The organism is Kitasatospora sp. NBC_00070 (assembly GCF_045041205.1).
In the GTDB taxonomy this organism is placed as follows: domain Bacteria; phylum Actinomycetota; class Actinomycetes; order Streptomycetales; family Streptomycetaceae; genus Kitasatospora.
In genome coordinates, this window is the sequence record NZ_CP108247.1 from 6,712,343 (window position 1) to 6,725,347 (window position 13,005).

General features: G+C 72.0%; 12 protein-coding genes. 6 read left to right on the forward strand and 6 right to left on the reverse strand.

Annotated features, from left to right (window positions below; all coding sequences use genetic code 11):
- The first annotated feature begins 38 nt into the window (after positions 1-38).
- The 3 genes from OHV05_RS30525 to OHV05_RS30535 all read left to right on the forward strand — a co-directional run bounded on the left by OHV05_RS30525 (position 39) and on the right by OHV05_RS30535 (position 3,639).
- On the forward strand, positions 39-1,208 hold the full coding sequence (locus OHV05_RS30525) for a spore photoproduct lyase family protein (RefSeq protein WP_405020533.1): 1,170 nt from the start codon (positions 39-41) through the stop codon (positions 1,206-1,208).
- A gap of 67 nt (positions 1,209-1,275) precedes the next feature.
- Positions 1,276-2,895 carry a molybdopterin-dependent oxidoreductase gene (locus OHV05_RS30530; RefSeq protein WP_405020534.1) on the forward strand — a complete coding sequence of 540 codons (1,620 nt, stop codon included), beginning with the start codon at positions 1,276-1,278 and terminating at the stop codon, positions 2,893-2,895.
- Between the two features lie 99 nt (positions 2,896-2,994).
- On the forward strand, positions 2,995-3,639 hold the full coding sequence (locus tag OHV05_RS30535) for a fasciclin domain-containing protein (protein ID WP_405020535.1): 645 nt from the start codon (positions 2,995-2,997) through the stop codon (positions 3,637-3,639).
- A 54-nt stretch (positions 3,640-3,693) separates the two neighbouring features.
- Here OHV05_RS30535 and OHV05_RS30540 read toward each other — a convergent pair whose 3' ends face one another.
- Complete coding sequence (locus OHV05_RS30540; protein ID WP_405020536.1) at positions 3,694-4,176, reverse strand: MarR family winged helix-turn-helix transcriptional regulator; 483 nt, start codon at positions 4,174-4,176, stop codon at positions 3,694-3,696.
- A 133-nt stretch (positions 4,177-4,309) separates the two neighbouring features.
- On the opposite strand from OHV05_RS30540, the gene OHV05_RS30545 reads away from it, so the two are divergent.
- From OHV05_RS30545 to OHV05_RS30555, 3 genes are all read left to right on the forward strand, one after another.
- Positions 4,310-6,361, forward strand: a complete 2,052-nt coding sequence (locus OHV05_RS30545) for an MMPL family transporter (protein ID WP_405020537.1) — start codon at positions 4,310-4,312, stop codon at positions 6,359-6,361.
- A 255-nt stretch (positions 6,362-6,616) separates the two neighbouring features.
- A complete protein-coding gene (locus OHV05_RS30550; RefSeq protein ID WP_405020538.1) occupies positions 6,617-7,234 on the forward strand; it encodes a transglycosylase SLT domain-containing protein in 618 nt (205 codons plus the stop codon).
- 204 nt (positions 7,235-7,438) lie between these two features.
- Positions 7,439-8,878 carry a GuaB1 family IMP dehydrogenase-related protein gene (locus tag OHV05_RS30555; protein ID WP_405020539.1) on the forward strand — a complete coding sequence of 480 codons (1,440 nt, stop codon included), beginning with the start codon at positions 7,439-7,441 and terminating at the stop codon, positions 8,876-8,878.
- Between the two features lie 36 nt (positions 8,879-8,914).
- On the opposite strand, the gene OHV05_RS30560 is transcribed toward OHV05_RS30555, so the two are convergent.
- From OHV05_RS30560 to OHV05_RS30580, 5 genes are all read right to left on the reverse strand, one after another.
- Positions 8,915-9,613, reverse strand: a complete 699-nt coding sequence (locus tag OHV05_RS30560) for a DUF5995 family protein (protein ID WP_405020540.1) — start codon at positions 9,611-9,613, stop codon at positions 8,915-8,917.
- A gap of 187 nt (positions 9,614-9,800) precedes the next feature.
- A complete protein-coding gene (locus tag OHV05_RS30565) occupies positions 9,801-10,244 on the reverse strand; it encodes a DoxX family protein (RefSeq protein ID WP_405020541.1) in 444 nt (147 codons plus the stop codon).
- A gap of 616 nt (positions 10,245-10,860) precedes the next feature.
- Entirely contained in the window at positions 10,861-11,592 is a 732-nt protein-coding gene (locus OHV05_RS30570) for a hypothetical protein (RefSeq protein ID WP_403031268.1), read from the reverse strand.
- A 140-nt stretch (positions 11,593-11,732) separates the two neighbouring features.
- Positions 11,733-12,302, reverse strand: a complete 570-nt coding sequence (locus OHV05_RS30575; protein ID WP_405021583.1) for a DinB family protein — start codon at positions 12,300-12,302, stop codon at positions 11,733-11,735.
- Between the two features lie 70 nt (positions 12,303-12,372).
- Positions 12,373-12,933: a Uma2 family endonuclease gene (locus tag OHV05_RS30580; protein WP_405020542.1), complete on the reverse strand. Its 561-nt coding sequence runs from the start codon at positions 12,931-12,933 to the stop codon at positions 12,373-12,375.
- Between the last annotated feature and the right edge of the window lie 72 nt (positions 12,934-13,005).

A 13,005-nucleotide genomic window follows, 5' to 3' on the forward strand; every position in this document is an offset into this window, starting at 1 on the left:
GGATCGACACCTGTGCTTCGGAGCCACCGTCCGATCGGATGGGTCCCCTTGCCGGGAAGTTCCGGACCGATCCGACGGGCGACCGGCTCCGAATCCCTCCGCCCAGGAACGCCACCCGAAGGACCACCACCGTGCCTGCCGACCAGCGCCCGCACCGCCTGCTCGACGTCCGCGAGATCCACGCCGAGCCCGAGGCGCTGGCCTCGCCGCGTGGCCGCCAGGTGGTGGAGCGCTTCCCCGCCGCCCGGATCGTCGAGGTGGCCTCGCACTGGGGCATCCCCGAGCTGCACGGCAACGAGGGCAACGTGGAGCGCTGGGCCAGGATCAAGAGCGAGGTGCTGGTGCTCGGCGTGAAGAAGTCGCTCGCCGCCCGCCCGAACGGCCGCTCCGCCGACTGGATCGCGCCGAGCTCCGCCAACGGCTGCGCCCTCGCCTGCGCGTACTGCTACGTGCCGCGCCGCAAGGGCTACGCCAACCCGATCACGGTCTTCACCAACATCGACCGGATCATCGGCTACCTTGGCCGCCACGTCGCCCGGCAGGGCCGCAAGCACCAGCCGAACCAGTGCGACCCGCGCGCCTGGGTCTACGACATCGGCGAGAACAACGACTGCTCGGTGGACGCCCTGGTCTGCGACAACACCGCCGACCTGATCCGGGCCTTCCGGAACTGGCCGAACGCCAAGGCCACCTTCGCCACCAAGTGGGTCAACCGCGACCTGCTCGACCTGGACCCGAGAGGGCGCACCAGGATCCGGTTCTCGCTGATGCCGCCGGCCGACGCCCGGCTGCTGGACGTCCGCGCGGCGTCCGTGCCGGACCGGCTGGCCGCCGCCGGGGACTTCCGGGCCGCCGGGTACGAAGTGCACTTCAACCTCTCGCCGGTGGTGATCAGACCGGGCTGGCAGGCGGACTGGGCCGAACTGCTGGAGCGGATGGACGCTCTGCTGCCGACCGCGGTGAAGCAGCAGGCCGCCGCCGAGATCATCATGCTGACGCACAACCAGGGGTTGCACGAGGTGAACCTCGGCTGGCACCCCAAGGCCGAGCAGGTGCTCTGGCAGCCCGGGCTCCAGGAGCCCAAGCGCTCGGAGAACGGCAGCTGGAACGTCCGATACCGGGCGGGCCGGAAGGCCGAGGCGTTGGGCGAACTCCGTTCCCTGATCGACCGGTTCGCCCCGTGGTTGCAGGTCAGGTACGCCTTCTGACGTGGCGTCGGAAGCGTCCCGGAAAAGAGTTGCCGATCCGACCCGTCCGGCGGTGACAGTGCGCCGAATGGGGAGTGTGAGCACACCGAAGCCCCGACGCAACCGCCTGGTCCTGATCGCCGCCGCCGCGATCGGCCTGGCGGCGGCCGTGGCCGCGGTCGGAGCCGGAGAGCTGGTGGCGGTCCTCACCGGACCGGACACCGCCCCCGTGATCGCGGTCGGCTCGGCCGCGATCGACCTGACGCCCACTCCGCTCAAGGAGTTCGCGGTCCGGACCTTCGGGACCGACGACAAGCCGGTCCTGCTGGGCGGCATCCAGCTCACCATGGCGGGACTCGCCGTGCTGGCCGGCCTGCTCGCGGTACGGCGGCGACTGTTCGGGGCGGCCGTCTTCGTGCTGTTCGGCGGGCTCGGCGTCTGGGCGGCGCTGTCGCGGCCGGTGGCCGGGCCGGCCGACGCGCTGCCCGCGCTGGCGGCGGGTGCGGTGGGCGCGGTGGTGGTGGCGTGGCTCGCCGCCTTGCTGCGCCCGGCGCGGTTCGGGCCCGCCACGGCGGGTGGGCGGCCGGCCGGGCCCCGGGCGGATCAGGGCACCGACCCGGACCCGGACCCGGCCGCGCCGAGCCGGCGCACCGTCCTGGCCGCCACCGGCGGCACGGTGCTGCTGGGCGGCCTCGCGGTGGTCGGCGGCCGCACCCTGAGCGACCGTCGCTACGACGTCTCCACCGCCCGGGAGGCCGTCCGCCTGCCGGCACCTTCCCGGTCCGCCCCACCACTCCCGCCCGGGGTCCGCCCCGACGCACCCGGGCTGCCCTCCTTCGTCACCCCCAACCAGGAGTTCTACCGTGTCGACACCGCCCTGACGCTCCCTCGGATCGACCCGCGCCGCTGGGCGCTGCGCATCCACGGTCTGGTCGACCGTCCGCTGCTGATCTCCTACGACGAACTGCTCCGGTACCCGCTGGAGGAGCTGGACCACACCCTGTCCTGCGTCTCCAACGAGATCGGCGGCCCCTACCTCGGCACCACCCGCTGGCTCGGGGTGTCGTTGCCCGCGCTGCTGCGCCGGGCCGGAGTCCGTTCCGGCGCCGACCAGTTGGTGGGCCGTTCGGAGGACGGGATGACCATCGGCACCCCGCTGGAGTCCGTGCTCGACGGCCGCCGCGCGCTGGTGGCGGTCGCCATGAACGGCGAGGTGCTGCCGGTGGCGCACGGCTTCCCCTGCCGCACCGTGGTGCCCGGCTTCTACGGCTACACCTCCGCCACCAAGTGGCTGGTCGACCTGGACGTGACCAGCTTCGCGGCGTACGACCCCTACTGGGTCGAGCGCGGCTGGGACCGGACCGGCGAGGTGCGGACCGCTTCCCGGATCGACGTCCCGGCGCCGTTCGCCCGGGTGGCGGCCGGTGACGTGGCGGTGGCCGGCACCGCCTGGGCCACCCACCGGGGCATCGCCGCAGTGGAGTTGAGGGTGGACGGCGGCCCCTGGGCCGAGGTCCGGCTCGCTGCGGACGCCGGCCCCGACGTCTGGCGGCAGTGGAGTCACACCTGGACCGGCGCCCGTCCGGGCACCCACCGACTGGAGGTCCGGGCCACCGACGGCACCGGCTCGGTGCAGACCGGGTCGCGCGCCACCCCTTTCCCCGCCGGAGCCACGGGCTGGCACAGCACCGTGGTGACGGTCTCCTGAACCGCCTTCCCAGCAGCACACCGACCGCCCGAAGGGTTCCGGTGGCGGTCCCGCCATGCCCGGAACCGGAATGTCCCACCCACTCAAGGAGCAGTTCCCATGTCCCTGCACACCTCCCGCCGCACGTCCCTGGCCGCACTGCTCGCCGCCGGAGCCCTGGTGCTCGGCCTGAGCGCCTGCAGCAGTGGCAGCAGCTCGGGCTCGGCCTCCTCCCCGGCCGCTTCGGCCGCCGCTTCCTCGGCCGGCACCTCGGCCGCCCCGATGGCGGCCGGCCAGCCGTTCGGTGCGGCCTGTTCGGCCGTCCCCAAGGACGGGGCGGGCAGCTTCTCCGGCATGGCGACGGACCCCGTCGCGACGGCTGCCTCCAACAACCCGCTGCTCTCCACCCTGGTCACCGCGGTGAAGCAGGCGGGCCTGGTCGACACCCTCAACTCGGCGGCCGACATCACCGTGTTCGCGCCGACCAACGACGCCTTCGCCAAGCTGCCGAAGGCCGATCTGGACGCGGTGCTGGCCGACAAGGACAAGCTCACCAAGATCCTCACCTACCACGTCACCCCGACCAGGCTGGCCCCGACCGCGCTGGCCGGCGGCCACAAGACCCTGCAGGGCGGCGACCTGGCGGTGAGCGGCTCCGGCCAGGACTTCACGGTCAACGCCAACGCCAAGGTGTTGTGCGGCAACGTGCAGACCGCCAACGCCACCGTCTACATCGTCGACACCGTGCTGATGCCGACCTCCTGACGCCGGGTCAGGCCCGGAGGCGGACCGGTGTCCATCCGGTCCGCCTCCGCGCGCTCACTGCTCGGCGCCGTCCCTGCGGTCCGCCCTGAGCTGTTCCAGCTCCTCGGTCATCCGCACCAGGAACCTGACCACCACGTCCAGTTCGGCCGTGCTGAACTCGCTCCGGACCAGCTCGGTCCGCTCGGCCACCGGTCCGAACCAGCGCCCGGCCATCCGGGTCGCGCCCGGGTTGTGCTGCACCCGGACCAGGCGGCGGTCGTTCGCGTCCCTGGTCCGGGTGACGTGTCCGGCCCGCTCCAACCGGTCCAGCACGGCGGTGACCGCGCCGGAGGTGAGCGCCAGCTGCTCCCGTAGCTTCCCGGGCGTGACACCTCCGCCGTCGGCGGCCCGCAGGACCGCGAGCAGCGCCTGGACGTCGGTGCTGTGCAGGCCTTGGGCGGACGCGAAGTCGTGGCCCAGCAGGTTCATCTCGGAGGCGAGCCCTTGCAACAGCAGGGCGAAGGCCCGACCGTCCGGTGAGGGGTGCTGCTCTGCCAAGGCGACCTTCCAGGAACGGGGGCCTTCAGCCTAGCCGCCCTTCGCCATCGGCCTTTCTCTCACTCATCAAGTCTCTCAATGATTGAGATACTATCCTCCGGTCGACCTGCCCGTCCGGCCGAAGGAGCTCCCCGTGCCCGCCCGACGACTACTTGTCCCCTTGGTCCTGCTGGCCCTCTGGCTCGGCCTCGGCGGCGCCTTCGGCTCGTACGCCGGCCGCTTGTCCGAGGTCTCCACCAACGACGGTGCCGCCTTCCTGCCGCGCAGCGCCGAGTCGACCGAAGTGGCCCGGCTCGCCGCCGAGTTCCAGTCCGGGGCCACGCTCCCGGTGGTGATCGTCTGGCAGGGCGCCGGCGGTCCGATCGACGAGACCGCCCGGCAGGGCGCCGGTCGGGTCCTGGCGGCTGCGGCCACCGTCGCCGGGGCCACCGGCCCGGCCTCGCCGCTGCTCACCTCCGCCGACGGCGCGGCCGTGCAGGGCGTGGTCCAACTCCGGGCGGACCTGGGCAAGGGGACCGCCGACAGCGTCCGGGCCATCCGTGACCTGGCCTCCGCCGTGCCCGGCACGGTCTCGGGTGTGGCCGGCCCCGCCGCCGTCCAGGCCGACCTGGCCGACGCGTTCGCGGGCATCGACGGACTGCTGCTCGGCGTCGCCCTCGGGGTGGTGCTGCTGATCCTGCTCGCGGTGTACCGGAGCCTGCTGCTGCCGCTGCTGGTGATCCTCGGTGCGGTGTTCGCGCTGGGGGTGGCCTGCGCCGTGGTCTACCTGCTGGCCGACCACGGCGTGGTGCGGGTCGACGGCCAGGTGCAGGGACTGCTGTCGATCCTGGTGATCGGCGCCGCCACCGACTACGCGCTGCTGCTCTCGGCCCGGTTCCGCGAGGAACTCGGCGTCCAGGAGGACCGGTTCGCTGCGATGCGGACGGCCTGGCGCCGGTCGGTCGAGCCGATCGGCGCCTCGGGTGCCACCGTCGCGCTCGGCCTGCTGGTGCTGCTGCTCTCCGATCTGACGAACAACCAGGCGCTCGGCCCGGTCGGCGCGATCGGCATCGTCTGCGCGGTGCTGTCCGCCCTCACCTTCCTGCCCGCCGCCCTGGTACTGCTGGGCCGGGCCGCGTACTGGCCCGCCCGACCGCCCGCCGAGGGGGCTGCGGCGCACGGCGTCTGGCAGCGGGTGGCCGCGCTGGTCGGCCGTCGTCCCCGGGCCACCTGGGCGGCCGCGCTGGTGGTCTTGCTGGCCTGTGCGGCGTTCGCCCCGCTGCTCGACTCGCGCGGGGTGCCGCAGAGCGAGCTGTTCGTGAAGGAGCAGCCCTCGGTCGCGGCGCAGCGGCTGCTCTCCGCCCACTTCCCCGGTGGCTCCGGCAACCCGGCCGTGGTGCTCGCCGAGGCGGGGCGGGCCGACCAGGTGGCATCCGCTGCTTCCGCCGTCCCCGGGGTGGCCGGTGTCCGTCCCTACAACGGTGGCGCGCCGGGCGGCCCGGCCAGGCAGGTCGGCGGCCTGGTCCGGCTGGACACCACGCTGGCCGACCCGGCCGACAGCGATGCCGCGGTCGCCACCGTCCGGCGCCTGCGCGCGGCGGTGCACGCGGTTCCCGGCGCGGACGCCCGGGTCGGCGGCTACACCGCGCAGCAGTACGACACCCGGGTGACCGCCCGGCACGACCGGTCGGTGATCGTACCGGCCGTCCTGCTCTGCATCCTGGCCGTCCTGGTCCTGCTGCTGCGCTCGCTGCTCGCCCCGCTGCTGCTGGCCGCCACCGTCGCCCTCTCCTACCTGGCCACGCTCGGGGTCGCCGCGCTGGTGTTCCCGCACATCTTCGGCTTCCGTGCGACCGACCCGTCGGTACCGCTCTACGGCTACGTCTTCCTGGTCGCACTGGGGGTCGACTACAACATCTTCCTGATGACCCGGGTGCGGGAGGAGTCGTTGCGCCACGGTACCCGCGAGGGGGTCCTGCGTGGCCTGACCGCGACCGGGGGAGTGATCACCTCGGCGGGCGTGGTGCTCGCGGCCACCTTCGCCGCGCTCGGGGTGATCCCGCTGGCCTTCCTGGCCCAGATCGCCTTCATCGTGGCCTTCGGTGTGCTGCTCGACACCCTGCTGGTCCGCTCACTGCTGGTGCCCGCGCTGGTGCACGACCTCGGCGACCGGGTGTGGTGGCCGACACGTCCGGGCCGCCGGTAAGGGGAAGAAAGGGGCCACAAGAGGACCTAGGGCACCAGAACTGTGGACCGTCGGCGGACGTGACCTTCTTCACCGTGCCGCCGCCGACCCGGCTGACGCATCGTCAACTCTGCTCCCTGGGGGCGGGGTTGATGTCAAGTGTGGTGTGCGTCATGCCGATCCGGCTGTTTGCCCGCCCCCGTTCCGTCCCGCAGTCTCGAAAGTGCGCCCCGGAGTGCGGCGCCCACTTTCCCCCTCACCCGGAGGTACTGCGGCATGCGTGCGTTCACCATCTCGAAGGCCCGAATACGCTACGACCGGCTGCCCAACCAGGTGCTCGGCATCGGTGTGGCCGGCGCGATCGCGGTCACCGCGATCCTCCCGGTCAGCCAGGCGATGGCCGATCCCGCCGCCGCGCAGCCGGTCGCCCCGGTGGCCGCCCCGGCCGCCGAGCCGGTGGCCCAGGCCGCCGCCGCTCCGGCTGCGGAGCCCGCCGCCGCCCCGGCCGCCGAGCCGGCTCCGGCCGCGCCCGCCGCCCCCGTCTACGCCGACAACCTGGACGGCTGGATCCAGGAGGCCCGCGACGTGCTCGGGGCAGCCGGGAAGCCCGTCCCGTCCGCCAAGGCGATGCGGGCGACCGCGATGTCCGAGTCCACCGGCAACCCGAACGCGGTGAACGGCTGGGACTCCAACGCCAAGGCCGGCACCCCCTCGATCGGGCTGACCCAGATGATCCAGCCGACCTTCCGGACGTACGCGCTGTCCGGTCACACCGACATCCGCAACCCCGTCGACAACCTGGTGGCCAGCTCGCGCTACTGCGACGCGGTGTACGGCGGCATGGACAAGATGGCCTCGGCCCGCGGTTACGGCTCGCACTGGAAGGGCTACTAGGCCCTCCGACTGTAGGTTCCTACAGCATCACGACTACGCCACCCGGGCGAGCTTGTGCGGATCATCAAGGATTCCGTGTGAACTGGCTTTCGACCGGGGTATCGGTGAACATTGACGGTTGGGTGCGGGGCGCCCGAGTGCGCCCGGCGGTCGGACCGCAACCGCACCCGAGGTCTACCTTCTCCCAGCCAGAGAGCCCTTTTCATGCGCTTCCTGAACGACATGTCGCCCGCTTACGACTTGACGTACGACGACGTCTTCATGGTCCCCAGCCGCTCCGCGGTGGGCTCCCGGCAGGGTGTCGACCTCTCCTCGAACGACGGCAGCGGCACCACCATCCCGCTCGTGGTGGCCAACATGACCGCCATCGCCGGCCGTCGGATGGCCGAGACCGTGGCCCGTCGCGGCGGCCTGGTGGCCATCCCGCAGGACATCCCCACCGAGGTCATCTCCGACGTCATCGGCTGGGTCAAGCAGCGCCACCTGGTGCACGACACCGCCGTCACGCTGGCCCCCGGCGACACCGTCGCGGATGCCCTGTCGCTGCTCCCCAAGCGCGCGCACAACGCGGTCGTGGTGGTCGAGGACGGCAAGCCGGTCGGCGTGGTCACCGAGTCCGACTGCCAGGGCGTGGACCGGTTCACCAGCCTCTCCGAGGTGATGTCCCGTGACCTGCTGCTGCTGGAGGAGGGCATCGACCCGCGTGCGGCGTTCGAGAAGCTGAACGAGGCGCACCGCAAGCTCGCCCCGGTGATCGACGCCGACGGCAGGCTGGTCGGTCTGCTGACCCGCAAGAACGCGCTGCGCGCCACCCTCTACACCCCGGCCACCGACGCGGCCGGCAAGCTCCGGATCGCCGCCACCGTCGGCATCAACGGCGACGTGGCCGGCAAGGCCAAGGCGCTGATCGAGGCCGGTGCGGACGTGCTCGTGGTGGACACCGCGCACGGCCACCAGGAGTCGATGATCAGCGCGCTGCGCGCGGTGCGCGGGCTCGACCCGCAGATCCCGATCGTGGCGGGCAACGTGGTCTCCGCCGTCGGTGTCCGCGACCTGGTCGAGGCCGGTGCGGACATCCTCAAGGTCGGTGTCGGCCCCGGCGCGATGTGCACCACCCGGATGATGACCGGGGTCGGCCGCCCGCAGTTCTCCGCCGTGCTGGAGTGTGCCGCCGAGGCGCGCCGGCTCGGCAAGCACGTCTGGGCCGACGGTGGCGTCCGTCACCCGCGCGACGTGGCGATGGCGCTGGCCGCCGGTGCCTCCAACGTGATGATCGGCTCCTGGTTCGCCGGCACCTACGAGTCGCCCGGCGACCTGCACACCGACGCGAACGGCCGCCAGTACAAGGAGAGCTTCGGGATGGCCTCGGCCCGCGCGGTGCGGAACCGGACCTCCGAGGAGTCGGCCTACGACCGGGCCCGCAAGGCGCTGTTCGAGGAGGGCATCTCCACCTCGCGGATGTTCATCGACCCGGCCCGCCCGGGCGTCGAGGACCTGATCGACTCGGTCATCGCGGGCGTCCGCAGCTCCTGCACCTACGCGGGTGCGCGCAGCCTGGAGGAGTTCCACGAGAAGGCGATCGTCGGCGTGCAGAGCGCCGCCGGGTACGCCGAGGGCAAGCCGCTGCACTCCAGCTGGGCCTGATCCCCGCCGGCTCTCCGGCCGTGGCCGGCTCACCGCTCAGGCGGTGAGCCGGCCACGGCCGTTCAGCGGGGTGAGCAGCGCCCGGCTGACCATGCCGACCGAGCCGTCCAGCGCGGCCGCGAACGCCGGGCCGACCAGCGGCAGTTCGCGCAGTTCCCAGAGGGCCAGCGCGCTGGCCCAGGCGGCGTCCCTGGCCCGGTCGACGCTCCAGACCCCGATCACGTGCAGCAGCGGGTCGGCCAGGTCCAACTGCTCAGGGCCCGGCAGCAGTTCGTCCCTGACCCGGTCCTCGACCTGGGCCAGCAGCGCGTTGATCCGCAGGTAGTCCGCCTCGACCTGGGCCGGTTCCCGGCCGAGCTCCCGGCACAGGTCGACCACCGAGAGCGGCAGGTCGTGTTCGATGTGCGCGTTCATCCCGGCCAAGGCGAACTGCAGCGGGTGGATGCCCGGGTGGCCGCGCAGCTCGAACAGCGGCCGCCAGCAGGCGGTCGGGCGGCGGCCCGCGGCGACCGCGTCCACCGCCGCCAGCCAGCGTCCGGCGAACACCGCGTCCAGCCGGGCCGTCGCCGCCGGAGCGTCGAAGTAGGTGGCCGCCAGTCGCTGTCGGACCAGCTCGGTGACGGTGAGGTACATCCCGTTGAAGACGCCCACGCCGTCGCCGGGCGGGAGGCCGTCCGCCAACCGCCGCATCCGCTCGATCACCTGATCGACGGTCAGTTGCTGATCGGTCGCCATCCGGCCCCATCCTCTCGGCGTTCTCCCGTTCCCGGCAGCGGGGACCTTCACCTTCGCAGCCGCCGCCTTCCGGTGGAAGCCGCCGCGCCACCGTTCCCGGTGGGAGCCGGGGCGGTGGCGCGGGCGGTCGGGGGTCCTGCGGCGAACTCGGTCAGGCAGCGGAACTCGGTCAAGCGGTGGAACCCGGTCAGGCGGTGGCCGAGGCGGTGGTGACGGCGGCCGGGCGGCGGGCCAGCAGGGCGTCCAGGGCGAAGGCGCCCGGGCCGGTGGCGGCGATCAGCAGGAAGGCCCAGCAGAACAACGCGGCCGCGTCGCCGCCGTTCTGGATCGGCCACAGCGCGTGCTCCTGGTGCACGCTGAAGTACGCGTACGCCATCGAGCCGGAGCAGATCAGCGCGGCGATCCGGGTGCCCAGGCCGAGCAGCACCAGCACGCCGCCGACCAGCTGGATCACGGCCGCGTACCAGCCGGGCCAGGCGAAGGCCGCCGGGGTGCCGCCCTTGGCGCCGCCCAGGACGTCGAACAGGGTGGCGGCGCCGTGGCAGGAGAAGAGCAGACCGATCGCGATCCGGGACAGGCCCACGACGTAGGGCCGGGCAGAGTCGACAGTGCTGTTGGGGATGACGGACATCGACGGACTCCATGGGGGACGGGGCCGTGGCGGCGGGAGCCGCGACGGGCGAAGGCAAGGCAAGGCTGGCCTTGTACAGGTCAAGTCGCAGCGGTTTCCATGGAGCCTTCACGAGTCCGTGACCGTTTGCTTATGGTTCCTTCGCGCACCGTAACGTGTGCGTCAACACCCGTTCACATCAGCACAGTTGACGTGACGTCGGCTCGCGGAGGGGTGGCCCGGTGAACGTGACGGGACCCGGGAGCGTATCCAGCCCCCGGGCCCCTGAGATGCCACCCAATTGCGCACACCGGCACGTTGAAGGGTGCGGATCATTCTGAGATCGACGTGTTCTCCCGTTGAACTACCGTGCCACGGTCAGAGGCACAGGCGGGACTTGAACCCGCATCCGTCGATGATCGTCCGCGCCCGGTCGATCCGGTGATCGGCGGCGAATACTGAGACTGGAGCGAGAATCTGAGATTCATGGGATGTGCCTCTGCCGGCTTGGGCCACCCCGGCCTGTGGTGCCGGGGGAGGGATTCGAACCCCCACTGTCATCCCGTGGTCAGCTTCAACATCAGTTTCAGCTTGCGCTCTTCAGCGCACCCCCGCTCGAACGGGGGCGATCGTGGGGCTACCCGAACAGGTAGCCGAACACCGCGTCGCCGACCCGACGGTCGCCGACCTCGGCGTTGTTGGCCTCCTCGCGGGCGAACTTGACGGCCTGCTGGAGCTTCTCCAGCCGCTCCGTCAGCTCGTTGACCCGCCGGGCCGGCAGCGCACCGGAGAACTTCACCGTCGTCCAGTACCCGACCGGGATGTCCTCGTAGTACACCTCGACCTGCGCCGGGTGCTTCTCGGTGGCCTCGGCCTTGACGTGGTTGCGCGGCACCTTCTTGGTGCGGATGGTGCGCACCGCGTCGGTCTTCCAGGAGTCCGTCGACGGGTCGAGGTTCCACGACTCGGCGGCGTCCAGCACCGGCAGCTTGCGGACGAAGGTGTACAGGTCGGTGAGCTGCTTCTCCAGGAAGAGCAGGTACGGCACCGGGACCTCGGCCAGCAGGACGGCACCGTCCACCACCACGTCCGCAGCGGCGGTCCGGTTCGCCCAGTCCTTGGTGGCGGTCACGTCGAACAGCCGGGTCAGCGTGGCGGCGGTGCTGCGCAGGATGTCCTCGGCCTTCACCTGCACCCGGGTCGACTCGGGCGGCAGCTGCTCGCCCTCCTCGTCCTTCGGCTGGTACGTCCGGGCGATACCGGCCAGCAGCGCGGGCTTCTGGAGGTCCTGGTGAGCCTGGGTCAGCTCCTGGAAGGACTTGGACTTGACGCCTTTTTCGACGGCGATGATCTGGTTCAGCTTCGGCACGTCACGGAAGCTATCAGCATTCGTACCGATGTACCGTCCATTATTCGATCAGGCCGGTGCGGGCGATCACCGCCCGCACCGGCCCGGCGGTGTTGGTGCGGACCGCGGCGGTCGGTCCGGGGTGACCGCCGCGGCGCTCGTCACTGGCCGACGCGGCCGTCGACGCACTCGCGGAGCAGGTCGGCGTGCCCGCAGTGGCGGGCGTACTCCTCGATCCGGTGGACCAGGAGCTCGCGTACAGCGATGTTCTCCCGCCCCACCCGCTTGCCGAGGTCCTGGTACCGGGCCAGGGTGGCGTCGATGGCGGCCTGCTCGCGCTCCAGGTCGGCGTACGCGGCGTCGACCACGGCCTGGTCGGCGACGGCTTCGTCGAAGTCGGCGTCGCGCTTGCCGTACAGCTTCGGCAGCGGGTCGCCCTCGGTGATCCAGTTGTGCCAGTCCCGCTCCACCTCGGCGAGGTGGCGGATCAGGCCGAGCAGCGACATCGTCGACGGCGGCACCGAACGGCGGGCCAGCTGCTCCGGGCTCAGGCCCTCGCACTTCATCCGCAGGGTGAGGCGGTAGTTCGTCAGGTAGTCCTGCAGCGTCGCCAACTCGCCCTCCGGACCGGGACCGTCGCTCTCGCGGGGGTCGTCGTCCGGATTCGCCCACATGTCGGGGTAGACGGTTGCCTGGGTCCATCGCTCGGGTTGATCGCTCATGCGCACCATAGTGTCCATGGCGGCCCAGGCTCGCTACCGAGTTCTCGCCCCGAGGTGGCGTGTCGCCTGGGTCGGCGGGTCAGTAGGTCGGGAACTCCGAGGTCTCGATGTCGTACGGGCCGAGCTGGACGGTCTCGCCGAAGCGGAACTCGCGGCGGGTGCTGTAGCGGCGGCCCTCGGGTGTGCTGTGCGGCGCCGAGAGGACGAGGCCGGTGCCGGTGCGGGGGTCGACGATCAGGTAGTGCGGGATACCCATGGTGGGGTAGTCGCGCATCCTGCCCTCGTAGTCGTTCTCCGGGGTGGACCTGGAGACGACCTCCACCACCCCCGTGACGTCACGGGGGTGGACGGCTTCGCCGGACTCCCGGGCGTTCTCGGGGAAGACCATCACGTCGGGGCGCCGCTTGATGCCCGACTCGGGATCCTCGACGTCGGCGCCGCCATGAGCGATCAACCCGGTGGCAGCGTGGTCCAGTTGGCGGTCGAGCTGGTTGGCCAGGCGGCGGGCGACGAGCTGGTGCGGGTTGATGCGGCCCGTCAGGACCAGGATCTCGCTGCCGCTGATCTCGGTGGCCCAGACGTCGTCCGGGGCCCGGGTGGCGATCGCGTCGGCGATCGTGCGCAGCCTGGGGTAGCTCATCCGGCGCCTCACGGTGTGTCGGTGTTCCGGTCCGGCGCCAGCCTGGTGAGAAGGATCCGGCGGCCGCCCGTT